23 protein-coding genes are annotated in these 24,273 nt (G+C 42.3%); 8 read left to right on the top strand and 15 right to left on the bottom strand.

The features are described 5' to 3' along the window. Positions 1-17: 17 nt before the first annotated feature. The 9 genes from WA256_RS14985 to WA256_RS14945 form a co-directional block, all read right to left on the bottom strand. Entirely contained in the window at positions 18-392 is a 375-nt protein-coding gene (locus WA256_RS14985; protein WP_062566632.1) for a hypothetical protein, read from the bottom strand. Positions 393-400: 8 nt separating this feature from the next. Further along, a complete protein-coding gene (locus WA256_RS14980; RefSeq protein WP_335992533.1) occupies positions 401-1,948 on the bottom strand; it encodes a S41 family peptidase in 1,548 nt (515 codons plus the stop codon). Between the two features lie 44 nt (positions 1,949-1,992). Then, positions 1,993-2,835, bottom strand: coding sequence for an amidohydrolase family protein (locus tag WA256_RS14975; protein WP_130167216.1), 843 nt, complete (start codon positions 2,833-2,835; stop codon positions 1,993-1,995). Then, positions 2,832-3,557: an SDR family NAD(P)-dependent oxidoreductase gene (locus WA256_RS14970; protein ID WP_130167217.1), complete on the bottom strand. Its 726-nt coding sequence runs from the start codon at positions 3,555-3,557 to the stop codon at positions 2,832-2,834. The genes WA256_RS14975 and WA256_RS14970 overlap by 4 nt, the downstream gene beginning before the upstream one ends. Positions 3,558-3,566: 9 nt before the next feature. Continuing rightward, positions 3,567-4,055, bottom strand: coding sequence for an FKBP-type peptidyl-prolyl cis-trans isomerase (locus WA256_RS14965; RefSeq protein ID WP_054563509.1), 489 nt, complete (start codon positions 4,053-4,055; stop codon positions 3,567-3,569). A 63-nt stretch (positions 4,056-4,118) separates the two neighbouring features. Beyond that, positions 4,119-5,615 (bottom strand): LysM peptidoglycan-binding domain-containing protein, encoded by a 1,497-nt coding sequence (locus tag WA256_RS14960; protein WP_304636218.1) that lies wholly within the window; start codon positions 5,613-5,615, stop codon positions 4,119-4,121. 28 nt (positions 5,616-5,643) lie between these two features. Next, positions 5,644-6,630 (bottom strand): MBL fold metallo-hydrolase, encoded by a 987-nt coding sequence (locus tag WA256_RS14955; protein WP_335992532.1) that lies wholly within the window; start codon positions 6,628-6,630, stop codon positions 5,644-5,646. Positions 6,631-6,698: 68 nt separating this feature from the next. Continuing rightward, positions 6,699-6,986, bottom strand: a complete 288-nt coding sequence (locus WA256_RS14950; RefSeq protein WP_054563511.1) for a cell division protein ZapA — start codon at positions 6,984-6,986, stop codon at positions 6,699-6,701. Beyond that, positions 6,986-7,216: a cell division protein ZapB gene (locus WA256_RS14945; RefSeq protein WP_054563591.1), complete on the bottom strand. Its 231-nt coding sequence runs from the start codon at positions 7,214-7,216 to the stop codon at positions 6,986-6,988. Before WA256_RS14945 ends, WA256_RS14950 begins: the two co-directional genes overlap by 1 nt. 240 nt (positions 7,217-7,456) lie before the next feature. Here WA256_RS14945 and WA256_RS14940 point away from each other — a divergent pair, with 240 nt between their 5' ends. Then, entirely contained in the window at positions 7,457-8,296 is an 840-nt protein-coding gene (locus tag WA256_RS14940) for a 23S rRNA (adenine(2030)-N(6))-methyltransferase RlmJ (protein ID WP_062566627.1), read from the top strand. A gap of 57 nt (positions 8,297-8,353) precedes the next feature. Here the strand turns inward: WA256_RS14940 and WA256_RS14935 are convergent, their stop codons facing one another. The 3 genes from WA256_RS14935 to WA256_RS14925 all read right to left on the bottom strand — a co-directional run bounded on the left by WA256_RS14935 (position 8,354) and on the right by WA256_RS14925 (position 10,731). Then, positions 8,354-9,163 carry an META domain-containing protein gene (locus WA256_RS14935; RefSeq protein ID WP_058583951.1) on the bottom strand — a complete coding sequence of 270 codons (810 nt, stop codon included), beginning with the start codon at positions 9,161-9,163 and terminating at the stop codon, positions 8,354-8,356. 150 nt (positions 9,164-9,313) lie between these two features. Further along, a complete protein-coding gene (locus WA256_RS14930; protein ID WP_058583950.1) occupies positions 9,314-9,880 on the bottom strand; it encodes a PhnA domain-containing protein in 567 nt (188 codons plus the stop codon). A gap of 86 nt (positions 9,881-9,966) precedes the next feature. Continuing rightward, positions 9,967-10,731, bottom strand: a complete 765-nt coding sequence (locus WA256_RS14925) for a substrate-binding periplasmic protein (RefSeq protein ID WP_335992531.1) — start codon at positions 10,729-10,731, stop codon at positions 9,967-9,969. 104 nt (positions 10,732-10,835) lie between these two features. Between WA256_RS14925 and WA256_RS14920 the strand changes: the two genes are divergently transcribed. From WA256_RS14920 to WA256_RS14890, 7 genes are all read left to right on the top strand, one after another. Continuing rightward, the gene (locus WA256_RS14920; protein ID WP_335992530.1) at positions 10,836-12,113 is read left to right on the top strand and encodes an EAL and HDOD domain-containing protein; all 1,278 of its coding nucleotides are present in this window, start codon (positions 10,836-10,838) and stop codon (positions 12,111-12,113) included. 54 nt (positions 12,114-12,167) lie between these two features. Further along, a complete protein-coding gene (locus tag WA256_RS14915; RefSeq protein WP_335992529.1) occupies positions 12,168-12,782 on the top strand; it encodes a paraquat-inducible protein A in 615 nt (204 codons plus the stop codon). A 43-nt stretch (positions 12,783-12,825) separates the two neighbouring features. Continuing rightward, positions 12,826-13,179, top strand: coding sequence for a hypothetical protein (locus tag WA256_RS14910; RefSeq protein WP_332394104.1), 354 nt, complete (start codon positions 12,826-12,828; stop codon positions 13,177-13,179). Between the two features lie 104 nt (positions 13,180-13,283). Next, positions 13,284-14,606: a TolC family protein gene (locus WA256_RS14905; RefSeq protein WP_335992528.1), complete on the top strand. Its 1,323-nt coding sequence runs from the start codon at positions 13,284-13,286 to the stop codon at positions 14,604-14,606. Further along, the gene (locus WA256_RS14900) at positions 14,599-16,056 is read left to right on the top strand and encodes an efflux RND transporter periplasmic adaptor subunit (RefSeq protein ID WP_335992527.1); all 1,458 of its coding nucleotides are present in this window, start codon (positions 14,599-14,601) and stop codon (positions 16,054-16,056) included. Before WA256_RS14905 ends, WA256_RS14900 begins: the two co-directional genes overlap by 8 nt. Continuing rightward, on the top strand, positions 16,053-19,157 hold the full coding sequence (locus WA256_RS14895; protein WP_335992526.1) for an efflux RND transporter permease subunit: 3,105 nt from the start codon (positions 16,053-16,055) through the stop codon (positions 19,155-19,157). The genes WA256_RS14900 and WA256_RS14895 overlap by 4 nt, the downstream gene beginning before the upstream one ends. Before the next feature lie 142 nt (positions 19,158-19,299). Beyond that, on the top strand, positions 19,300-19,755 hold the full coding sequence (locus tag WA256_RS14890; RefSeq protein ID WP_054563522.1) for a hypothetical protein: 456 nt from the start codon (positions 19,300-19,302) through the stop codon (positions 19,753-19,755). Positions 19,756-19,758: 3 nt separating this feature from the next. On the opposite strand, the gene ppx is transcribed toward WA256_RS14890, so the two are convergent. The 3 genes from ppx to WA256_RS14875 all read right to left on the bottom strand — a co-directional run bounded on the left by ppx (position 19,759) and on the right by WA256_RS14875 (position 23,987). Then, positions 19,759-21,246, bottom strand: a complete 1,488-nt coding sequence (ppx, locus tag WA256_RS14885) for an exopolyphosphatase (RefSeq protein WP_062566619.1) — start codon at positions 21,244-21,246, stop codon at positions 19,759-19,761. Beyond that, positions 21,239-23,320, bottom strand: coding sequence for a polyphosphate kinase 1 (gene ppk1 / locus WA256_RS14880; RefSeq protein ID WP_332394099.1), 2,082 nt, complete (start codon positions 23,318-23,320; stop codon positions 21,239-21,241). The genes ppx and ppk1 overlap by 8 nt, the downstream gene beginning before the upstream one ends. 160 nt (positions 23,321-23,480) lie before the next feature. Then, positions 23,481-23,987 carry a glycine cleavage system protein R gene (locus WA256_RS14875; protein WP_054563525.1) on the bottom strand — a complete coding sequence of 169 codons (507 nt, stop codon included), beginning with the start codon at positions 23,985-23,987 and terminating at the stop codon, positions 23,481-23,483. Positions 23,988-24,273: the final 286 nt, after the last annotated feature.

The following is a 24,273-nucleotide window of genomic DNA, read 5'->3' as shown; positions in this document are numbered from 1 at the left end:
CTGCTTTTTAGTTTAGGTTAGTTTATCGGTTTACATTTTACCAAAGGCAATGGCTCGGTCGCTTTACTATCTAAATGGCGCACAAAACACATTTTATTTTTGATTAATAATTCAAAACGCTCAGGCATAGCTAGCTGTTTACCCATTATCGGGTTACCTTGCGCATCCAGTACATTCATACTATCAGTCACTAATATACTGCTATTTATAAACGCATCATCGGCTACAGCGATAGGCTTGCTATGCATTAGTCTTGCTATCCCTTTTGCTATTAGCTCACTTTGTGGCTCAGTTAACCGCGCATGCTGCAGTTTCGGTGTTGGCTCTTGGCTTTGAGCACTACAGCCTAGCAGTGTCGATAACAGTAATAGACTAGTTAGTTGGGCTCTCATTAAGGTTCCTACTGCTCTAAAATTTTACTTTGCTGAAGCAAGGTAGAAGTACGGGTATCAAGCACTTTCGGTGTGTCTGTAAAAATAGCCGGTGCAAACCCTTGTTCACTAATCGTTGAAGTGGCGGCAGGGCAGCGGCCAGTCTCACGATAGCTAAGCGCTGTACTTAGCATAGCTTCACTTTCATCGCCTAATTGATGAGTGAAGTCGTCAGCTACAGCGCAGCCTGGGATCATTACAGGTTGAAACTCGCTATCGTTGCTGTTTTGTGGTGCAAAGCCATCTGCATATTCACCAAATTCCTTATTATTGACACCGGTAAACTGAATGCTGAAATACGTAGTATCACAGTTATCAGTTGGGTAGTAACCATAGGGTTTGCCACAGGTTGTTTCGCCTATTTGAATTACCTCGATATCAGCACCGCGTAGGCCATTAATCACTGCCTCACTTGCTGAGCAGGTGTTACCCGTTGTCAGCACAAAAACACGTTCTAGGTTCAACGAAGGCAATGGGGTTCCTGGACTGACAGCTGGGTTTTCGGCAAAGCCTAAAAACTCATCAGTAAAATAAACAGGCTCTAAGCGATCGCCAGTGATTGGGTTAAACGTTGGATGCTGATCATTAAAAATAGTGCGCTCGAAGATTTTACCTGTGGTGTTGCTTTCACCTGCTACCATGTAAGCAACTTGGCTGGCCATTTGCAGGAATCCACCTGGGTTATAGCGCATATCAATAATTAAATCTTTAACGTTACTTGCAGCTAAATCATTAAAGGCATCGTATAAGGGTTTTTCTGCTACAGCATTATGGCGATTAAACTGAAAGTAGCCTACTTCACCATTAGCGAAGGTCTTTATGTTGCTAACTGCTTGGCCTGTAATAGTTTGTGCAGTCATTGTGACTTCACAAATTTCGCTGGTATTAATGTCTTTGAATACAAAAGAGGTCACCTTGCCAGACTCTGATGGAAAGAGGCCTGCATTTAATACATCAACCTCGGCTTGGGTGCTGGCATTAACAAAGTCAACGCCATCCACTTCAATGACTTCTAAGCCTCGGCTCAGGTTGAGGTTTGCAGCCGGTGAGTTAGGTTCTGTGTAGCTGATAATCCCTTGGCGAGGGGCGCTGGCACTGATTAACTTAAGTTTAAAGCCATAACCAAAAGACTGACCCGATTGGCTCTGAGCTTGCCACTCGTCAGTTGGCAAGCTGGCATGAAAGTTATCTTTGTTTGCACCTGAATCAGTGGTGTTTTGGGTTTTTAATAAGGCAAAGTAATTTAAAACACCATCAGTCAATGCAGGGTCGCGATCAACAATTTCGTCATACCAAAGGTAGGTTTCGTGACTCCAAGCGCGTAGCCAGTGCTTTTCATTAAGTGCTTGGCATTGTTGGTCAAACTTACTTGATGGCTCAAATACACCTTCAGTCCATGTGATATCAGCAGCATCGATAGTCCCTGACTCTGAGTTACCAGAACCACCACAGCCTGTGATAATGAGCGAACAAGTAACTGCTACAGCAGCTAAAGGCTTTTTAAAATGAACAAACATAACACCAACCTAAACAGCTTTACTGACCTGAATATAGCTAGTTTTTAAGCAATTAGATAGATTTCGCGGGCGTTTTTATAGCTTAGTTTATGCCATAAACTCGACTGCGAGCACAGTGAGTGATAGTGCTGCCAGCAGTTTGTGTAACTGGTATTTATTTGGCAAACAGGGAAATTACTGGCAAACATAACGCGATGTTCACCAAAGTACTTAACTAAATTATTAACCAGCCAAAGATGTTTGTTTACGGCAATTTGTGTGAATTCTAACCCTGAGAACTTTATCGCGATATTATCGCAGCGGCTGAGTTTAATGATTGCTTCAAGCCATATTTGCTCATTACTAATAAAGCCTAGATGGTTTATCACCACACGTAATGACGGCAGTGCTCTGCAATACTTAATAAGCTGCTCGGTTACCTGCATGTTTTCAATTTCAAACTGTGCTTCAAAGTGTAAGTTTTCGCTTGCGAGCATGGCTAGGTTATCTTGGCAGTGAGGAGTTAATAAGCGCTTGGCTTCATCACCTTCGGTTATATCGCGAATACCAACCAAAGATGGATGATCTAACTCATTGAGTGACGTTTCAAAGTGTTTGCTAGATGCGTCAATCGCGCTGTAGCTGATTGCGCGATAGGGTATGTCATTTAAATGTGTTGCAAGCCAATTAAGCTCATTCACAGGCGCTTGATTATCAAAGCCAGCTTCAATATGCACCAAGGCTTCTAGTTGAAATGGACAAGCGGCTTTAAGTTCTGAGGTAGTAATTTGCTTTTTGATTTTATCTAAATTTGGCCAAGAGGGGGGATTGCTACCTTGTAGCCAAGTGTATTGACCCTCCGTGAGGTTAAAAAAGTGCACATGGGGGTCAATAATTTTGTCGCTCATTGCGTGGTGTATCCACCATCAATGCTTTGTAAGCTGCCAGTAATAAAGCTCGCTTCTGGGCTTATTAAAAAGTTCACCAAGGCAGCAATTTCTTCTGGTTGCCCTAAACGGCCTAGCGGTTGCAGCGCGGCTTCTTCAGCAACAATCTCTGCTTTATCGGCACCACTGCGCTGACAATATGCATCAATCGCATTATGAAACAGTGGCGTTTCTATCGTACCCGGACACACTGCGTTTGCACGAATGTTAAACGCCGCATAATCGAGTGCTGTCGTTTTTGCCATGGAAGCTAGCGCGTGCTTGGTGAGGTTATAAGCAAACGAGTTTGGTTTGCCAATGATTGCCTGATCAGAGGCAACCAATACGATACTGCCGCCTTGCAGGCTTTTCATGCTAGGTAATACAGCTTGAATTGCTGCATAGGCACCTTTCACATTGAGCGCAAACAGGGCATCAAACGTTGCTTCATCGGTATTTTCAATGTTGGCACTTAAATGACGACCCGCATTAGAAATTAAGGCATCAACGCGACCCGTCTCGGCAATAATTTCGGCGATAACTGACTTCACCTGCTGAACATCACTAACATCACAGTGGCGATAGTTGCCCTCAGACGGGGTGATATCTAAGTTATATACTGTGTAGTCTTCACGCTCTAAACGCTCAACAATAGCTTTGCCAATACCTTTACTGCCACCAGTGACAATTGCAACGTTTGTCATCATTTACCCTTAGTGGCTGTGGCCACAACCGCCTTCACCGTGCACGTGGCCGTGTGATAATTCTTCGGCAGTTGCTTGGCGAACATTAATCACTTCAACATCAAACGTTAGTGTTTTACCAGCAAATGGGTGGTTTAAATCACAATCTGCATTGAAACGGCCCACTTTAACGATAGTCACTTGGTGACGACCTTGGTTTGAATGAACGATTGCAGTCATACCTGGCTTCCACACTTTTGTGTTGCCTTGTAAATGCTTAAGTGGAATACGTTGAATAAGGTTATCAACGCGCTCGCCGTAAGATTCGCTAGGCTCAAGTGTTACGCTAAAGTTATCGCCAGCCGATTTACCTTCAAGGGCTTTTTCAAGACCAGGAAGCATGCCTTCAGTGCCATGGATATATGAAAGTGGCTCGCCATCTTTACTTGATTCGATTTGCTCGCCTGCTTCACTAAGTGTGTAGTGAAACTCAACCGCTGCGTCTTTACTGATCTGCATGTTATTTCTCTTTAGAATTTAAATATAGGCGCTGATTTTACGCTAACCACAAAGAGTGAGCAATCAAGGCTTTTTCAACGAGCTTTCGATGCCTGACAACATGGCTTCGCTGGCTGGTACTTGCGGCTCAGCGGGTTTTGCTTGCGGTAGGTGCAATGTCAAAATGGTGCCTGGTTTTAAAATGCTGGTGGCACTGAGTTTATTCCATGTTGCAACGTCTTTATGAGGCACGTCGTATAGCTGGCTGATACTCCAAATTGAATCACCTGGTTTGACTAGGTAATCAACCGCAATGGTTGCGATAACTTCCTCGTGCTGTTCAAGGTAAGGGCTAATATTGTAATCAACCATAAGTGATTCCGGCATGGTTTGGGGCTGTGATAAGCGCAATTGTTCACCGACTTTAATCAGGTTACTTGTTTTACTATTAAGCGCTTTAAGCTCCTTTACAGACATATTAAAGCGTCTGGCAATGCCATAAAGGGTATCGTCTTTTTGCACTATATACTCACCGGCAAAGTTGTTGCGAAACAGCTTACTTTGCAACAAGGTGCGGCGCTCCATAGGTAAAAGCAGAGTATGTGGACCATTTGGCGAGCTTTGGTTTTTTAAATATCCTGGGTTTAATTTGTGGAGCTGGTTATGCCCCACGCCAGATAAGTTAGCGATCACCGAAAAATCAAATTGCTGGCCAACATCAAATTCTGTGGTGAGTGCTTTATTCGCTAATTTAGGGCGCTTTAAGCCTTGTTCAGGATGCTTTAGTAAATAGCTAAGTGCCAAAAGTTTAGGTATATATTCAGCGGTTTCTTTTGGTAATGATAATGACCAATAGTCAGTTTTTTTGCCAAGCTTTTTATTTTTTTCGATGGCTTTTTTAACGCGTCCTTCACCACTGTTATAGGCAGCAAGGGCATGCAGCCAGTCACCATCAAAGCGTTTATGTAAGTAACTTAAATAAGCTAAAGCGGCATCGGTTGAAGCGAGTATGTCTTGGCGACCGTCATACCATTGGTCGCTTTGCACACCAAAATGATAAGCCGTTGCGCCGACTAACTGCCAAACACCAACGGCTTGCTCTGATGATCGTATTGTTGGTCTAAAATCACTTTCAACAAAGGGTAATAGGGCCAGCTCCATCGGTAGCTTCTGTTGCTCGATACGTGTGACGATATGATACAAATAAGGTGCCGCACGTTTATTTACTTTAATCAGGTAATTGGGCTGTTTTAAATACCATTTTACTCGTGCAGATGTATGTTTATTGGTTTGAAATACCAGCGTTAAATTGTTGGCGATATGCTGCCATAGATCTTTCGAACGAGGCTTTGCTAGCGGGGTATTATTGACTGCTATGGGCGCAGCAACAGGACGTGGTTCAACAGCTGTTGAATCGACAAACTCACTAGGTGCTTGTTGGGTTGTTAAATCGGGCTCGTAATGGCTAAAAATCTCCGGCCTTGCCCGTTGTTGTTCTGTTTCTTGCTGAGTTACTTGGCATCCTTGTAAGCCAATAAACAAGCTCAGCAAAAGTAAATATTTCAAACTTACTTGAGCCATATAATAAAATCCTTTTACTATTTTAGCCCTATTTTGACAATTTGCTTTGTTTAAGTCCAGCTTCTAGAAACATAGAAAACGCTCTTTCGCCCACTTCATCAAGTTGGTATTGCTGTTTAACCTCTGCAGGAAAAAGCGGAATTAATTCACTCACTGGTTTATCTGGCGAGGAATTTGTCATCTCTTGAATGGTTTTTAAAAACCTCAAAGGGAGTGCAAGTTCAGCAGGTGTCAGTGGCTTACCGTGACCCGGTAAAATAGTTGTCAGTGTGGTATTTTTTTGGATACCTTGCAGCGTGGTTATCCAGCGAGTGAATGTACCATGCCCAGGATAGGGTAAGCTGTCGACTATATCGCCACCTAACAGCACGCGACCTTGATCTGCACTTAAAGTAAGATCGCCTTTAGTGTGCGCTTGATACGGTGTAATAACGATAGGGTAATTACCAAGGTTTAGCTTTGTTGGTTCAGGAATGCTAATCGCCGGTGGCTTTAAGGTGAGCTCTCGCCAGCGAAATAAGCGTTTTTTAGCAAGTTCTAGTTTGTCGCGCCAAATAGCTTGTTGATCTTCAGGTTGATTGGCAAGGCGTTGATAGCTCAATTCAATACTTTTTTCATAACCATCTAATTTATCTGTCAATGCTTGCTGCATTGCTACAAACTCAGTTGCTACTTGCTGATGCACAATAAGTTTAGTTTCAGGGAACTCAGCCTGTAAAACGGCCAAGCCTAGCAGGTGATCATCATGATAATGGCTCGCCACTAAATAACATAATGGTGTTTTTAAGCGTTTTTTTAACTGCACTGCGAGCTTTTCTACTTCGGCAAAGTTACCACTGGCATCAAACATTAATGCGCATTCTTTACCTTCAATCAGCACTTGATTCGAATCGTAAAAACGCAGTTTATTTTGTTGTTGTAGAAATTGGATTTCGGGAGTGATGCTATGCCAGCTAACGCTTGCTTGGGCGCTATAGCTTACGAAAAGACAGATCAAAAAAGCACAAAATCGCATAGTGTTTCGCTCTGATAGTGGTTAGTAGAATTGATTGTAAACAAAAAAAGCGCAGGATGCGCTTTTTTCTAAATACTAAGGTGCTGGCTGAGCTTATCTATTAAGCTGTCATGTTGTTGCTCTTGTTCTGCTTGTTGAGATTTAACTTCAAGCAATTCATGACTTAAATGTAATGCTGCCATCAGCAACGCTTTTTGGTCATTGCGAACCGATGAGCGTTGTTTCATTTGCTCCACTAAGTCATTCAAATTTTGTGCAGCAGCAACTAGGGCGTGTTCTTGCCCAGGTGGGCAAGAGAACTCATGTTCTTTACCTAGTAGCTCTACGGTGACCCGCTGACTTTGTGGGCCGCTCATTAGCTAGCCTGTTGAACGCTTTGTAATTTCTCAAGCAGGCCAGTTAGTGTGCTGCTTGTATCTTTTTGTTTCTCTTCGTTTTCTAGTACTTCTAGTTGCAGAGTTTCGTTCTCATCTAAAAGCTTAGAGTTTTGCTCTTGTAAGCTTTTAACTTCGCTTTCAAGTTCACTGTTGCGAAGAATTAACTTGTCGATCAGTTGTTCGAGTTGGGAAAGAGTTTCGTTATTCATAAATGCGCTCATAAAACTGTGATTATTGTCATGCAAATGTAAAGGAAAGTGTCTTGATATGCCAGCATTTACGGCCGTTTTAGAGGATTTTTATTTATTATTAAGGTGTAATTCAGCGTAGCGGCTTTTTTATTCATTTATGATTCACCAAAGCGGCAGATGCTAGGATCATTTTCTGTTTATCATGTACAATATGGCTATTCATTTTTAATGCAGATTTGCATTTGGCGATTTATAAATATGCTTAGTTATCGACACTCTTTTCATGCAGGCAACCCTGCTGATGTGCTAAAACATCTTGTTCTAGCTGAAGTTCTTAAATACCAAACAATTAAAGATAAACCACTTGATTATGTGGACACCCACTCAGGTGCTGGCTTTTTTGAACTTGCAGGCAGTGATGCACAAAAAACACAAGAGTATTTAGATGGGATTGCTAAGCTTTGGCAGCATAACAGTGAACACAATGCACTTAATGAATACATTGAGTTGATTAGATCATTTAACTCAAATGGTAATTTAGATTTTTACCCCGGTTCGCCAAAAATTGCAGAGCACTTTTTACGTCGCCAAGATAACGGTTGGTTCTTTGAGTTGCATCCACGTGACTTAGAGTTACTGCAAGACAACATGAAAGGTAAGCGTTCTATTCGCGTACGTGGTGAAAACGGCTTTCAAGGCTTAATTGGTTTATTACCACCAGCATCACGTCGAGCTTGTGTGCTTATTGACCCTCCTTACGAAATTAAAAACGATTACGATACAGTTGTTAATACCCTTGTGAAAGCGCATAAACGCTTTGCAACTGGAACGTACATGATTTGGTATCCGGTTGTAGATCGTGAGCGAATTGACAGAATGGAAGCGGGTTTAATCGCATCGGGTATGCGTAACATTCAGCTTTTCGAGCTTGCAACAGAGGCAGACACCGACGTTCACGGTATGACAGCATCGGGTATGATAGTGATCAACCCGCCATGGAAACTAAAGCAAACAATGGATGCGGTATTACCAGAGCTTGTTTCATTACTAAGCGATAGCAGTGGTTTTTATCGCAGTGAACAGTTAGTTGAAGAATAATTTCTTCAATACAAAAACGCCCAGCAATTGCTGGGCGTTTTTTTTATTTAACTGTTGTTAATTCATATAAGTCGCTGCGAAGGTCGCAAGTGGCTCATCACTATCATCTAACAAGGTTAACTGTTCACCATTGATAGAGTACTTAGCTGTTGCCGCAAGCGCTGCAGACATGGCCGCTTCAATATCCATTTGTGATACACACATTTTTTTGGTGCTTGCTAATGGGTTGAATGTAAGCGTCTGCTCGTTAACCTCGTAACTACCTGAGAAGTTATTACATCCTAAGTGACCATTGGTTGAACCATCGTCTTTAAACTGTACGAAAGGTTCTTTATTTTCAACGGTGATAGCCTCACCGCTGATTGTAACTGCTTTCCAATACGTATTGGTCAATGTCACGTCTGGCTTTTTCGCTGATACTTTTGTCACTGTCACCTTGTACACATCACCAGAGGCATCTTCGGCAAATGGATTATTATGAGTGGTGCTGATGTAAAGTAATTTACCTTGATTCTCAATGCGTGCACTCACACTGTAGCGGTGACGGTCAGCAATTTTGCTTTCGTCATACTCAAGTGCCACGTTGTATGGTGGTGCACCATTTAATTCAATTTCTTGTTCGCTGATAACCTCTGCTTTGGCATCCATTTTTGATACATCAGCAAGTTGTACTTTTAATACTGAACCCGGTGGCAGCATGCTGCGGTCTAAATAAATAACCTGAGTATTGAGGGTTTTCATTGTTGATTGCTCAGCTTGTGGTGCGGCAGAGTCTTCACCACAACCTGTTAATACTAAGCTGCTCCCTAAGATCATTAAACTGCATAGAGAAGCGCGTTTGAAAGATGAGATGGTATCCGAAGCCATGATTGTTTCCTTGCGTTTTAGGGTTATGCGTCTTTGTAATTGAATAAGCATAAAGTTCGCTGACTTAATCATAGCTTAATTAACAAAAAATGGGCACTAGGCCCATTTTCTTAATTACGGATTCGCTTTAAAAAGCAAATTGAGTGCTCGTTATTTTTTCACGTATTTGGTTAGAATAACAATGCGTTGACCATCAACACGGCCTTCAATATGTTCTGGGTTGCTCGTTAAGCCAATGTTTCTTACTGCTGTGCCACGCTTAGCAACAAGGCTGCTGCCTTTCACATCAAGATCTTTAATAAGTGTCACAGTGTCACCCGCTTGAAGTACAACACCATTACTGTCGATGTGCTTAATATCGTCATCTTCAGCTAGGGCTGTTTGCGCCCATTTTAACGTGTCTTCTTCAAGATAAATCATATCTAGTGCATCTTGTGCCCAGCCGTTATCAGCAGCTAAGCGCTTTAACATGCGATAAGCCACAACTTGTACAGCAGGAGTTTGACTCCACATGCTGTCATTCAAGCAGTGCCAGTGGTTTGCAGTCAAATCAGCATTGTTTTCGATTTGATCTTTACAAGTTTGGCAAACATAAATGCATTTATCAGAATGAGCCTCTGTAACAGGCGGCACTTCGTATACAGACAGGTTATCTGTAGCGGCACAAAGTTCACATTGGTTATTACTGCGTTCGATTAGGGCTTGTTCAATGCTCATAGGAGGCTCTTTTTAGTTAACAAGGTAAGAAAAACAAAAACAGCGCGCATTATAGCAAAAGCAGGTCCAAAGCGGAATATCCCTAATTATTGTAGGGGTATGCTTTTTGTGTATTTATTGATTATGGCATCTAAGCGGCCAGAATTTTTAAGTTCTTTGATTGCTGTATTTATTTTTGGTAACAATGATTGATGCTCACTGCGCAGGCGAATTTTTAGATTACCTAGCGAATGTAATGCACCAAAGCTGATATCTGCATCAAATTGCTCAGCCCAATATAATGCTGGCAGTTTATCAATTATGACGACCTCAATTCGTTGCATTTTTAACGCCTGAATGAGTTGTTGTTCAGAGTGAAAATCAACCCGTTTAAAGCGGTTATCGTCATAATAGTAATAGCCTAAAACAGTCCCTACGGGTTGATTACGAATACTGTTGAGTTGCTGCCATTGAGCCACAGAGCTTTTTAAGCTCACTAGATACTCTTCAACGGCAAACAGGGTGTTTGAGTAACTAAACTGTGGATTTTGTTTTTCTGTCTGGCTCAGCCATTCGGGGCTTATGACATCAAAATCGATATGTCCTTGGTGAAGGTATTTAACGGTTCGTTTTGCAGGAAGCTCGACATGCTGCACTTGAATATCAGCAAGCAGCATAACTTGTTTGATAATTTCAGGAAGGATCCCTGGATTGCTTTTATTATCAATATAGTAAGGATAGTAGTTCCCAGAGCCGGTTACATTGTATTTCAGTACAGGTTGCTGCTCAGCCAAAACTGCTTGAGTAAGAAAAAGTAAAATTAAGAAAATCGAGTTAGAGAAGCGCAATGGTCTGATTGAATTCGTTTTCATGTACCTAGTTTGGTTGGGTTTTTGTTTTTTAGCAAGGCAAACATCTTTCACTATACTTATAACAATAGTAATGTGGAGATAGCCACATCTAAGTGAGAAGTAGAATGTCAGAATTAAGTATGGAAGGTAACAAAAGTCAGAGCATGACTCAGTATATAGCCCGGCAGCCAATATTTAATGCTGATAGAAGTTTGTATGCTTACGAATTATTGTATAGAGAATCGAGTGATAATGTCTTTCCGGTAGGCACGAGTGATGGCCAAGCAACGGGGCGACTGTTTTTTAACGCGTTAATGTTGATGGGACTCGAGAAGCTAACGGGCTTTCAACCTGCGTTTATCAATCTATCGACTGACGCTATTTTGGATGACTTCCCTAAGTTGCTGCAACCACGCAGTGCGGTTATCGAAATAGTGGAGCGGGCTACTAGCATTCCCAAAGTAGTAAGCCGCGTTAAGCAATTAAAACAAGAAGGATATTTGTTCGCGCTTGATGATTACGATGGCACAGATAAATGGCAAGATATTTTGCCTTTGATGGATTTTATTAAGCTTGAAGTTACGCAGCCGATTATCAAAACCAACATGATGATCAAAAAGCTCAAACGCAGCTTCCCAGAAACCACTATCATAGTGGAGCGCATTGAAACTTATGAAGACTTTAAGCAACTAAAAGCGGCTGGTTGCGACCTGTTTCAAGGCTACTTTTTTGCCAAGCCAGAGCTTTTAAGTTTTGGTAATGTTGAACCATCAAAAGTTGCCGTGCTTGAATTACTTAACTGTACTGCGCAAACAGATTTAAATTTTGACGCAATTCAACAACGAGTTGCTAAAGATATAGGCCTTACAGCACGCATTTTAAAATTAGTTAATGCGCGGATCAGCAATAGTCAGCAAACAATTCGTTCTATTTCACAAGCGGTTATTTACCTTGGTGAAGACGCGATTAGACAATTTGTACGGGTATTAGCGCTGAGCGAGTTAGGCAATGATAAACCGCAAGAGCTAACTAAACTGGGCTTAACAAGAGCTAAGTTTATTGCGCTGATGCTTGAACCCGGTGGTAAAGACCTAGCTGAGCAGGGTTATTTAGTCGGTTTACTATCCGTACTTGATGCTATTTTAGATATGGAGCTTGATATCATTGCCAAAGAGTTTTCACTGGGTAGTGAGCTTTCGAGCGCACTATTAAACTTTAATGGCATGCAAGGTGCGAGCTTACAACTTGTTAAGGCGATGGAAGAAGAGCAATGGCACACAGCCCATGAGCTACTAATGATGATCCGCCCTGCGTCAAAGATGGATGTGGTTTTTCAAGCTATGTACGATGCCCGTGCTTATGCTGATGAAGTGTTCGCAAGCTTATCATCGGTTACAGACTAAAAGTGCAGAGTTCGTTATGATGCGGGCTCTGAGTATTAAAAAGGTTTGTAACTAATGCGTGTTGTTTTTCCAGTACTGGCTATTTTAATTGCCTTGGCGTTACTAATTCCTGGTGTAACCCAGCCTGTGCTCACCCTAGAAGGAAAAATCGATAAATCTAAGCTTGCCAAAACAGGTATTGAAATGATTGCCGATGAAGGCGATCGCAATACCCGTAGCGTGTTAATGATGGCTTCAAGCATGTTGGGGCTTGATAAGCTTGAAGGTGAAATAGATGCCTACAAAAAAACACGCAGCATTTGGGGCACCGTGAATGAGCTAGCCAATAACAAAAACCACCTTGTTGCCGCGCTTGTTGCAGTGTTCTCGATTGTTATTCCCACTTTAAAACTCCTGATGCAATTGCTTTATTGTTTCTTACCTGTGAATAGATTTAAGCATTTGCTCGGTCAACTCATACAGGGCCTAAGTAAATGGAGCATGGTCGATGTGTTTGTGATTGCATTAATCGTGTCTTATTTAGCAGGTAATGCCGATGGGCAAATGGGCGAGCTAATCAAAATGCATGCCGAATTGGGCGATGGATTTTGGTATTTTACTGGCTATTGCCTGTTTGCTATTGCCGCCAGCAGTAGCATTAAAATAGATAAACCCTTGTCGAGCGCGTAAATTTCGGGCTACAATTTGGGCAATTAATTTTTAAGGTATGATGATGACGCGACTTTCAAGCTACTTATTGATAGCTATGATGCTGCTCACTTTTGTGGGTCAGTCAGTTGCGTCTGTTGCTATGGTATGTGATATGCCACATGCCAGCATGCAAATGGATCATCATGCTAATATGAATGCTGACAGCGACATGAGTGATATGGATTGTTGCCATGAAGATGCAATGGATAACAGCGATTGTGCGTGTCCGTTCAATGCCTGTACAGCTCACTCACTCCTGCCGCTAAATGATTTAGTTATTAAATCAATTAAGCAGTCAGAAAAAGTCACCGTGTTAGGCGCCAGCCAGCTTAGTTTCCACGCAAGTTCTTTATATCGTCCACCTATTACTGCTTAAGCAGGATAGGTCTGTCTAAAATTCAGTAAAACGCTGAAATACTCCTTATTCTGCACCCAAAATCTATTGTTTTTTAACCATTTTTAAGATTTTTGGAGCATGTGATGATTCACAGCAAATTGATTAAGGCGCTTTCTCTAGGCGCAGTATTGATAACCTCAAGTTTAGTGAAAGCAGAGCCATTGGCGCTCAATCAGGTGATTGATTATGCATTGACTCACGAGCCTTGGTTACAGGCAAATAAATACCAGCAACAGGCGATAGAAGCGCAAAGCATTGCCGCCGGTACCTTGCCAGATCCAGTATTAACCGTTGGGCTAATGAATTTACCAACCAATGGCTTTGCCTTTGATCAAGAGGGTATGACGCAATTCAAAGTAGGCTTGTCACAACAATTTAGCCGAGGTGATAGCCTTGCCTTAGAGCAACAAGCTTTAAAACAATCGGCTGAGCAATATCCTTGGCTAAGAGCTGACCGCCAAGCACAGGTTAAAGCCATTGTTAGCGAAGCATGGCTAAATGCCTATCGTGCACAAAAAAGTATTCAACTGATCAACCAAGATAAAGCCTTATTTAATCAGCTTATTGATATTACAGAAGCAAGCTATGCCAATACACTTGGTGCGACTCGCCAGCAGGATATTATTCGCGCTCAGTTAGAGCTGACTCGGCTTGAAGATAAGCTGGTGATGTTAGAGCAACAGTTTGATAGTGCCAAAAAGCGTCTAGCTCAATGGCTACCTATTGAAATGCTAAACGGTGCCGTGAGCGATGAAAATACCAAGGTGGCAGCACTAATGTCTTATCAAGAGCTTGCACCATCGGGTGTCACAGAAGTGCTCATGAGTCACCCGGCAATTATTGCTATTGATCATGCAATGCGTGCTAAAAACACCCAAGTGCAAGTGGCGAAAGAAGCGTATAAGCCGCAATTTGGTATGAACCTAGGCTATGGCTATCGTGACGATACCCCTATGGGGGACTCTCGCGCTGATTTACTCTCTATTGGGGTGAGTGTTGATTTACCGCTGTTTACTGATAACCGTCAAGACCAACAAGTTAATGCGGCAATAGCTAATGCCGAGGCGGTAAAGACCAACAAACTTATTACTCTACAAAAACTGCAAGGTCAGTATTTTAAAGAGCTTAGCCAGTTGAGCCGACTTGCTCAGCGCAAAGCGTTGTATCAACAGCAGCTATTACCGCAAATGGCAGAGCAGGCTGAGGCGACTTTAAATGCTTACACCAACGATGATGGTGACTTTTCAGAAGTGATGCGTGCACGCATCAGCGAACTTAACGCAAAAATTGATGCGTTGAATATCGAAATAGACAAACAAATAACCCTCGCTCGCCTTAACTATTACGCAGCAGCAAAAGATAACCAAATAAATGCAGCACAAAGCCAAGGAGCTAGCAATGAATAATACAGTGAAATTAGTTATCGCTTTGGCGGTAGGTGCAGCATTGGCAACGGCTGTAAATAAATTGGCTGAGCCAGAGCATGAACAAATGCCAAGCGCTGAGAAAAAGCCGCTATATTGGGTGGCGCCTATGGACAGCAATTATCGCCGTGATGAACCGGGTTTATCGCCAATGGGTATGGAATTAGTCCCCGTTTATGAGGAGCAAAGTAGCGCTGAAGACAGCCCTGGTACAGTGAGGATCTCACCCGCGGTCGTTAATAACTTAGGGGTAAGAACAGCGCCCGTACGGTTTAAATCATTACAAACGACCGTTGATACGGTTGGTTATGTGCAATACGACCAAGACCAACTCGTGCATATTCACCCTCGTGTCGAAGGTTGGATAGAAACCTTATATGTAAAAGCTGCAGGTGACCAAGTTAAGCAAGGTGAGCCACTTTATACCTTGTATTCTCCACAGCTAGTGAATGCACAAGAAGAGCTACTGCTTGCCCTTAAGCGTAACAATGCTGTGCTTATACGTGCGGCAAAAGCACGCTTAGCCTCACTGAATGTTTCTGACGATTTTATTGCGCGATTAGAGCAAAGCCAAAAGGTCAGACAAAACATTACCTTTTATGCCAAGCAAAGTGGCGTATTGGATGAGCTAAATATCCGCGAAGGCTTCTTTGTGAAACCGGGCACAACCATGATGAGTATTGCTCACTTAGAAGAAGTATGGGTCGAGGCTGAAGTTTTTGAGCGTCAAGCGGGGCTTATTCATAAAGGCTTGCCAGTTACTATGAGCTTAGATTACTTACCGGGTAAGCGCTGGCAAGGCAAGGTCGATTATATTTATCCAACCCTTGATGAGAAAAACCGTACCCTTCGCGTACGTTTACGCTTTGCCAACCAAGATGGCTTACTCAAACCGAATATGTTTGCTGAAGTGAGTATTACTACTAAGCCAACAGAGCCGCAATTAGTGATAGCCAAAGAAGCGGTGATCCGCACCGGTAGCCAAGACCGTGTCGTGATTGATTTAGGTGAAGGGCGCTTTAAATCAGTCGCAGTGACGCTAGGTCGTAGTGATAATCATGATGTCGAAATTTTATCAGGCTTATTGAAAGACGATAACGTAGTGGTTTCAGCGCAGTTCTTAATAGATTCCGAATCAAGTAAGAGTTCTGACTTTATGCGTATGCAAGAACCTGATAGTGACAGCGCAATGGTGAATGGCGTGATCAACAGTATTGACCGCGAAGCTCGCACTGCTGTGATCAGTCGTGAGGCTATCCCTAAGTGGGGACGCGAGGCTGCAACTATGGAATTTCATTTTTCGCCGCGTATCGATATGTCTAGTTTACAAAGTGATGATGAAGTGCATTTTACCTTTAAGTTGGTAGACGGTGAGTTTGTGATTTTTGACATCATGACCATGAGCCACCCTATGCAAGGAGAAATGCAATGATAGCTGCCGTGATCCGTTGGTCAGTCGGTAATCGCTTCTTTGTATTACTGCTGTCTTTAATGTTGGCAGGCTTTGGGGTTTTTTCTTTAAAGAATACCCCAGTTGATGCCTTGCCTGACTTATCTGATGTACAGGTTATTGTAAAAACGTCTTACCCAGGACAAGCGCCACAAGTGGTGCAAGACCAAGTAACGTTTCCTATCACTACAGCCATGTTGTCGGTGCCAGGAGCTGAAACGGTAAGGGGCTTTTCGTTTTTTGGTGACTCTTATGTATACGTTATTTTTAACGAAGACACCGACCTTTATTGGGCCCGTAGTCGGGTGCAAGAGTATTTGAGTCAAGTAAGTGCTCGCTTACCAGATTCAGCAAGGCCTGAACTTGGCCCTGATGCAACAGGTGTGGGTTGGATTTACTTGTATGCGCTGGTGGATAAAACCGGTAAGCACGATATTAGCCAGCTACGCAGCCTGCAAGATTGGTTTTTAAAGTTTGAGCTGCAAACTGTGCCGGGCGTATCAGAAGTAGCGTCTGTTGGCGGTATGGTTAAGCAGTATCAGGTGAATGTCGACCCGGATAAATTGCGTGCTTATGGTATTCCGCTAAGTTTAATTCAAACAGCGATTAAGCAAGGTAACCAAGAGCGTGGTGCTTCAGTGGTCGAAATGGCAGAAGCCGAATACATGGTATCGAGCACAGGTTATATTAAAAGTGTCGCAGATTTAGAAGCCATTCCGCTGGGTACTAATGCCAATGGCACGCCACTGCAATTACGTGATGTGGCTGATATAAAACTTGGGCCGCAAATGCGCCGTGGTATTGCCGAACTAAACGGCGAGGGTGAAGTAACTGGTGGTGTAGTGGTGATGCGCTTTGGAGAAAATGCCGAAGCGACCATTAAACTCGTAAAAGAAAAGCTAGAGTCGCTCAAAAAAGGCCTGCCTGAGGGCGTTGAAATCATCCCTGTGTACGACCGTTCAAACCTTATTACCCAAGCGCTTGATAACTTAAGCTCAAAGTTAATTGAAGAATTAATCGTCGTGGCCTTAGTGTGTGTGGTGTTTTTATTCCATATACGCTCATCGATCGTAGCCATTATCACGCTGCCAATGGGCATTTTAACGGCTTTTGTGGTGATGTATTGGCAAGGTATAAACGCCAATATCATGTCGCTTGGCGGGATAGCGATTGCCATTGGTGCAATGACAGATGGTGCTATCGTGATGATCGAAAATATGCATAAGCATATGGAAAAAACTCCACTGACCGATGAAAATCGTTGGCAAGTGGTGATGGACTCAGCCGCAGAAGTCGGGCCCGCGTTATTCTTTAGTTTATTGATCATCACTGTCAGCTTTATGCCGGTGTTTATTCTTGAAGCACAAGAAGGACGAATGTTCTCGCCTCTGGCTTATACAAAAACCTATGCAATGGCGGCCTCGGCTGGTTTAGCGATTACATTGGTGCCGGTATTAATGGGCTACTTTATTCGCGGTAAGGTTATTTCGGAGCAGAAAAACCCTGTAAACCGCTTATTAGTGGCAGCCTATAAACCCTTGTTAAATGCGGTATTAAAAGCGCCGAAAACAACACTGGTACTGGCATTAGTGTTGGCTGCTATTGGCTTTTACCCGGTTAATAAAATTGGTAGTGAGTTTATTCCTCCTCTTGATGAGGGCGACTTAATGTATATGCCAACGACTTACCCAGGTATTTCAATTGGTAAGGCCCGTGAAATCTTACAGCAGACCGATAAGTTAATTGCCAGTGTGCCAGAGGTCGAGTCGGTATTTGGTAAGGTAGGTCGTGCAGACACTGCCACAGATCCTGCGCCGCTGACCATGATCGAAACCTTTATTCAGTTAAAGCCAAAGTCACATTGGCGCGAGGGCATGACAACCGAAAAACTCAAAAAAGAGCTCGATAATCTGGTTAAGTTCCCAGGGCTTACCAATGCGTGGGTTATGCCAATCAAAACCCGAATCGACATGCTTGCCACTGGGATTAAAACGCCTGTGGGGATCAAAGTAGCAGGGCCAAAGCTGAGCGAAATTCAAAAAATCGGTGAGCAAATTGAAGTCATCTTAAAAGATTTACCGGGCACGGCTTCGGTTTATTCTGAGCGCGTTGCCGGCGGTCGCTACATCAAAGTTGATATCAACCGTGAAAAAGCAGCACGGTACGGTTTAAACATTGCTGATGTGCAACAGGTTGTTGCTACTGCTATCGGTGGTATGAATGTGACAGAAACGGTTGAAGGGCAAGAGCGTTACCCGGTTAACTTACGTTATCCACAAGATTATCGCGACTCGCCAGAAGAGCTTAAGTTGTTACCGATAGTGACACCAAACGGACAGCGTATCGCATTGGCCGATGTAGCTCATGTCTTTATCGAAGATGGCCCGCCGGGTATTAAAAGTGAAAATGCCCGCATTAATGGCTGGAGCTTAATCGACATTGAAGGCAGTGATATTGGCAGTTATGTTGAGCGTGCGCAACAAGCGCTGCATGAGCAACTCGAGCTACCTGCTGGTTACTCAATTACGTGGGCGGGGCAATATGAATATATGGAGCGCGCAAAAGCTAAACTCAGTTACGTATTGCCATTAACCTTGGCAATTATTGTGGTGCTGTTATACCTCAATTTTAGAAGTTTTATTGAGGTGGCAATGATTATGCTGACCTTACCGCTTGCGATGATAGGCGGTATTTGGCTGATGTACCTTGAAGGCTTTAACTTCTCGGTTGCTGTTGGGGTTGGTTTTATTGCCCTGGCTGGGGTTGCTGTGGAAATTGGCGTGATCATGCTGGTTTATCTCAACCAAGCTTATCAAGATGCTAAAGCGCAATCAGCACAGTTCACGGTTACAGAGCTGCGCCAAGCAATCATCAATGGCGCAGGCCTTCGGGTTAGGCCAGTGATGATGACTGTTGCTACCATTATCATTGGTCTACTGCCAGTGCTCTATGGCACAGGAACGGGTAGTGAAGTGATGAGCCGAATAGCAGCGCCTATGGTCGGCGGGATGCTCAGCGCTATAGTTTTAACGCTACTTGTGTTACCTGCGCTTTATTTTATATGGCGTAAACGCCATCTATAAATTTTACAGTCAGTGTGTAACTTGTACGCTTTTCCTTGCTGTAAGTTACACACTTTATTTTTAAAGTGCTGAAAATTAATGAGTTTATTGCTGGTGTGATTTATGCAAAGTCATATTAAATTGATTTTGATAAGGAATGCACATGCAAGTTAAAACAATACAACAAGTTTATGATTGGACCGTGTTATTTCATACTCAAATGGCAGCTAACTTCCACAGTGTTAAAGACTTACTGGACGAGCATAATCAAATGCTGGTGGATTATTACCTGCAATATGAGAAGAAACTAGCAGAAGATCTCGTTGGCTTTAAAGCTATTACAGAAATAAACACGCTTGATACCTATTGCTATGAGTATTTTGCTGAAAACCCAGAGTTAATTACTTTTAACGATATCAGCACAGATCAGCAAATTGATGAAAAGGCGATTCAGGTTTACTTAACCACGCAACACCAAAAAGTAATCGACTTATACGAGTACTTGGTATCGCGAGCTGATACAGAGCAAAGCAAAGAAAAGCTCGAACGTTTACTTGAGCTTGAACATCAAGGCCTTAAGCAAATGATGCAAAGCTCAAACCGCCATATGGATATGTAGTCTTTAATGAAAATCGAGTAAGAAGCCGACTTTTTTAAGGTATTTTTGCTCTTGCTGTAAGTCAGCTAAAAGCAAGGTATGTTCTTTAAGCCACTTATTGTGAAACTTTAAGAACATACTATTTTGCTTGGCTGTTACCTCAAGCTTAAAGCCTTGGTCAGTAATGCGCTTTTGATTTAGCAGTACTGCTAAGCGCAAAATCACGATAAGCTGCAATATTTCATAATGCTGCATGGTATGCAGTGCCGGAAACTCTTCTAAACGAATTTTTTTACGATAAAAACGGATCATGCAACTAAGCAAGGTTTGTTGTTGCTGCGTAAAGCCAGGCAATTGGCTATTCGCAACGATATACGCACTGTGCTTATGTATCCCTGATGAATTAACCCCTAAGCCAATTTCATGCAGCTGCGCGGCCCAATCCAGCAAGTTGATGTAGTCAGGATCGGTAAGTTGCCATGCCTCTTCTACTTGTTCAAACAGCCACTTTGCAGTTGTCGAGACGCGGTTAGCATGCTCTTTATCTATGGCATTACGCTCAGATAGGTTCGCTATCGTATTAGTGCGAATATCCTTATGGGCGAGCTTTTGCTGCATTTCATGTAGCAGGCCTTCACGAAGTGAAAAGTCGCTGTATTGCAACGCTTCGATTTTAAACAGCCTAAATACCGCAATTAAAATAGCTAAACCACCACAAATACTCACTTGCCGCTCAGGTGTAAGACCTTCAATTTGTAGCGCTTTTATTTGTTTAGCAGCAATAAACTGAGTTTTTAGCTCTAATAATCGCTCTAAAGTAATTAGCTCTTGCTCTGCATCGTTAGCATTGATCATGGCAAGGATAGATTTAATAGTGCCTGATGTTCCCACCACTGATTGCCAGCCAGCCGATAAGTAGTTGGCAAAAATCACTTCGAGTTCTTGTTCTGCGCGAACTTCAGCTTTGGCAAAGCGCTTAGCGGTGATTTGTCCATCTGCAAAAAACTGCTTGGTGTAACTAACACAGCCCATATTGCGGCTAGTAAGTAATTTATGTTTAAAGTGTTTGCCAATAATGAGTTCAGTACTGCCGCCGCCGATATCAATAACTAAGCGGTTTTCATCGTGATGAATGTAATGGGCAACACCTTGATAAATTAAACGCGCTTCCTCCTGCCCCGATATTACTTCAATTGGGTAAGGAAACACTTTACTTGCTTGGGTTAAGAACGAATGAATGTTTTTAGCGCGGCGTAATGTGTAAGTTGCCGCCACTTTGACATTCTCAAGGGGGAAGTCCTGCAAGGTAGTAGCAAACTGCTTAAGAATCGCCAGCGCGCGTTCGATTGCTTCTTGGCTTAAATGATTTTTATCATCTAAACCGTCAGCTAAATAAACGCGTTGTTTTTCTTTGTGTAAGATTTGCAAAGAGCCATCGACCTCTCTTGCCACCACTAAATGAAAACTGTTTGAGCCTAAATCAACGGCAGCAATTGAGGGATAATCATTCATTATTATAGTTACTTTCCCATTTCTTAAGGTGGTCATAAATGGCAATTTGCGAGCGAATTTTCTTACGATTGCCGCGGCGCACATAGCTGTTTTTTTGTTCGCTATCGATTATGCGTGCTTTTGTTCTATCTTTAAACTGTAGCTCAAGAATATCAATAATAAGCTGTTTTAATTTTTCATCATAAATCGGTGCGGCTACTTCAACACGGTGATCAAGATTTCGGGTCATCCAGTCTGCCGATGAAATATACACTTTTTCGTCGCCATTATTATGAAACACCATCACCCGAGGGTGCTCTAAAAAGCGGTCAACAATGCTAATAATGCGAATGTTTTCGTTAACGGCAGAGGGCACTAACGAACACATGCCACGCACAATAATGCGAATTTTCACACCGCGTCTTGCGGCAAAGTAAAGGTGATCAACCAGCTCTTTATCAACAAGGTTATTTATTTTTAGCGTAATTCGGCCAGCCTTACCATGTTCTACATTTGTTATTTCAGCATCAATTAGCGACATAATAGTTTGTCGTGCGTTGACTGGCGAAATCATCAAATGATCAAATTGAAATGGTTTATAGCTGCTTTCGATAAACTTAAACACACTATCGCACTCTTCACTAATGCCCTCAAACTTGGTGAATAAGCTAAAGTCAGTGTAGATTTTGGCGGTTTTTTCGTGGAAGTTACCCGTGCCTATATGGGCATATTTCACGATGTTGTTCTTTTCTTTACGGTGAATAACACATAACTTACTGTGAACTTTCAACGCAGGAATACCAAAGATCACTTTAACACCGGCATTGCTTAGGATTTTTGCCCATTCAATATTGTTTTGTTCATCAAAACGCGCTTTCAGCTCAACCATAACGGTTACGTGTTTGCCATTTTTTGCGGCATTAATAAGCGTAGAGACAAGTCGAGACTGACTCGCAACGCGATAAATATTGACCTTAATTTGGGTTACATCTGGGTCAAATGCTGCTTGACGTACAAATTCAAGTAAATGATTAAAGGTGTGATAAGGGTAATACAGTAAAATATCTTGTTCTGAAATGGCATCAAACACACTTGAGTGATTGTTAAAAGCCGTGCTTTGTAATGCCGGTAGTGGTTTGTTTTCTAAATACTGACGGCCAACATTCGGAAACGCAATAAAATCTCGGAAATTACGGTAACGGCCGCCGGGGATCAACGCATCATGTTGGCTTATATTAAGGCGCTTTTTCATCACTTTAAGCATTTCAGCAGGCATGCTCTCGTCATAAACAAGGCGCACAGGCTCTGCAGAAATACGTTGTTTTAGACCTTTTGACATTTTATCGAGCAAGCCTTCTTCAAGCTCGTCATCTAAGTTGTATTCGGCATCACGGGTCAATTTGATGGCATAACATTGAATATCATCAAAGCTAAAAAAGCTGCTAAACACATCGCGAATAAAGTAGGCGATAATGTCATCAAGCATCACAATGGTTTTGTGACGGCGCGTTTTCTCTGGTGGCAAAATAACAAAACGAGATACGCGGTCGGTTGGCACCTCCATCATGGCATAATGACTTTTTTGGTTAGTCATCTCGACAAACAAATAAGTCATGGTGTCGTTGATTTGATCTGAGTAGTCTTTCTTTTCAGAGAGTAAAATCGGCAATATGTGTTGTAGCACATTATCGTGGAAGAATTTTTTCAGCCAACTCAAGTGAAATTCAGATAACTCCTCAGGTAACTCAACGTGAATATTGTGCTCGTTTAAGTCATTTAAAATATCTTTATGAATTTGGTTAAACTTTTTACCAAGCTGTAGCACTTTGCTTTGGATCTGATGAAGTAATATTTCGTCTTCTTCAAAGTTCGCATCAGGAATTTTATTAAGTAATATGCGGCGCTTTACATCAGCAACACGGACACGGAAAAACTCATCCATGTTGTTTGAATAAATACCTAAAAAGCGCATGCGCTCAATAATCGGGTTAGATTTATCTTTAGCTTCTTGCAGCACGCGCTCATTAAAAGACAGCCAACTTAGCTCTTTGGCAAAGTAGTTAACGGCTTGAGAAGAAGAATGTGATGCGTTCATCTGGTTTTCCAACGTTTATAGCTAGTTAGAATATAGAGGATGCAGATGACGTTTATATGACGTATTTATCACTTTTATGACATACATGTCAGTTATGTGACATGTATGCCGTTAATTTTAAAGCTTAGTTTAAGTTTAAATATCCCTATAAACTTGCTTGTTATGCGTCCTCAATATCAACAATTAAGTCTGTGGTAATAGACTCGAGTGCCGTGATTACTTCGTCCTTGTTCATGCCTATTGGCAAAGCGACGGTGGCAACAGCACTAAAAATTGGCACACCCCAGTTAGGTGCACTTTGTTGTTTTGAATTTAGGTGAGTGATATTCGCCCCTTTGTGACGAATAACGCTGGCAAGCTCTTGCACAATGCCAGGTCTGTCGTTGCCAGTAATGACAAAATTGATTTGTTCAGATTTTTCTTCTGAAAGTGTTTCGGCGCCGCGTTCAATTCTGATTTCTAAATACGGCAAACTATGCAATGCGTCTTGCAGCTCTTGCAGGTGCTCTTCAGGCACTGCTGCCTCAATGATCCCTGCAAAGTGACCTGCAAGGTGGCTCAAATTACTGCTTAACCAGTTACCATGATGGTTTAAAATTGTGGCTGAAAGGTCTTCAACTAGGCCGGGTTTATCTGGCCCCAAAATAGTAATTACTAACTGCTTCATACTTATATCTCTATAAAAATGCCTCTGAAAAATGCAATAAAAGGAAGGAGGCGTTGGTTAAAAATGATTCTTATTGTCGAAAAAAATAAGTCATCTTGAGTATTGATGCTGTTTTATTGTTTGTCCAATTTTTTCCATATAGTTATAAAAAATTAGTTATAACAGTTTGTTAGCTTGTCAATTTGGTCGTTATAAATACGCAGAGCAATGTCGCAATTTGGTCATTTTTTAACTTTAAAATACGTCCCTGAAATACTCGCTTTATTACACTGAATTATGACGTTTG

The sequence above is a fragment of the Pseudoalteromonas sp. CH_XMU1449-3 genome (genome assembly GCF_037027245.1).
GTDB classification, from domain to species: domain Bacteria; phylum Pseudomonadota; class Gammaproteobacteria; order Enterobacterales; family Alteromonadaceae; genus Pseudoalteromonas; species Pseudoalteromonas shioyasakiensis.
This window is presented reverse-complemented; position numbering and strand designations above follow the sequence as displayed.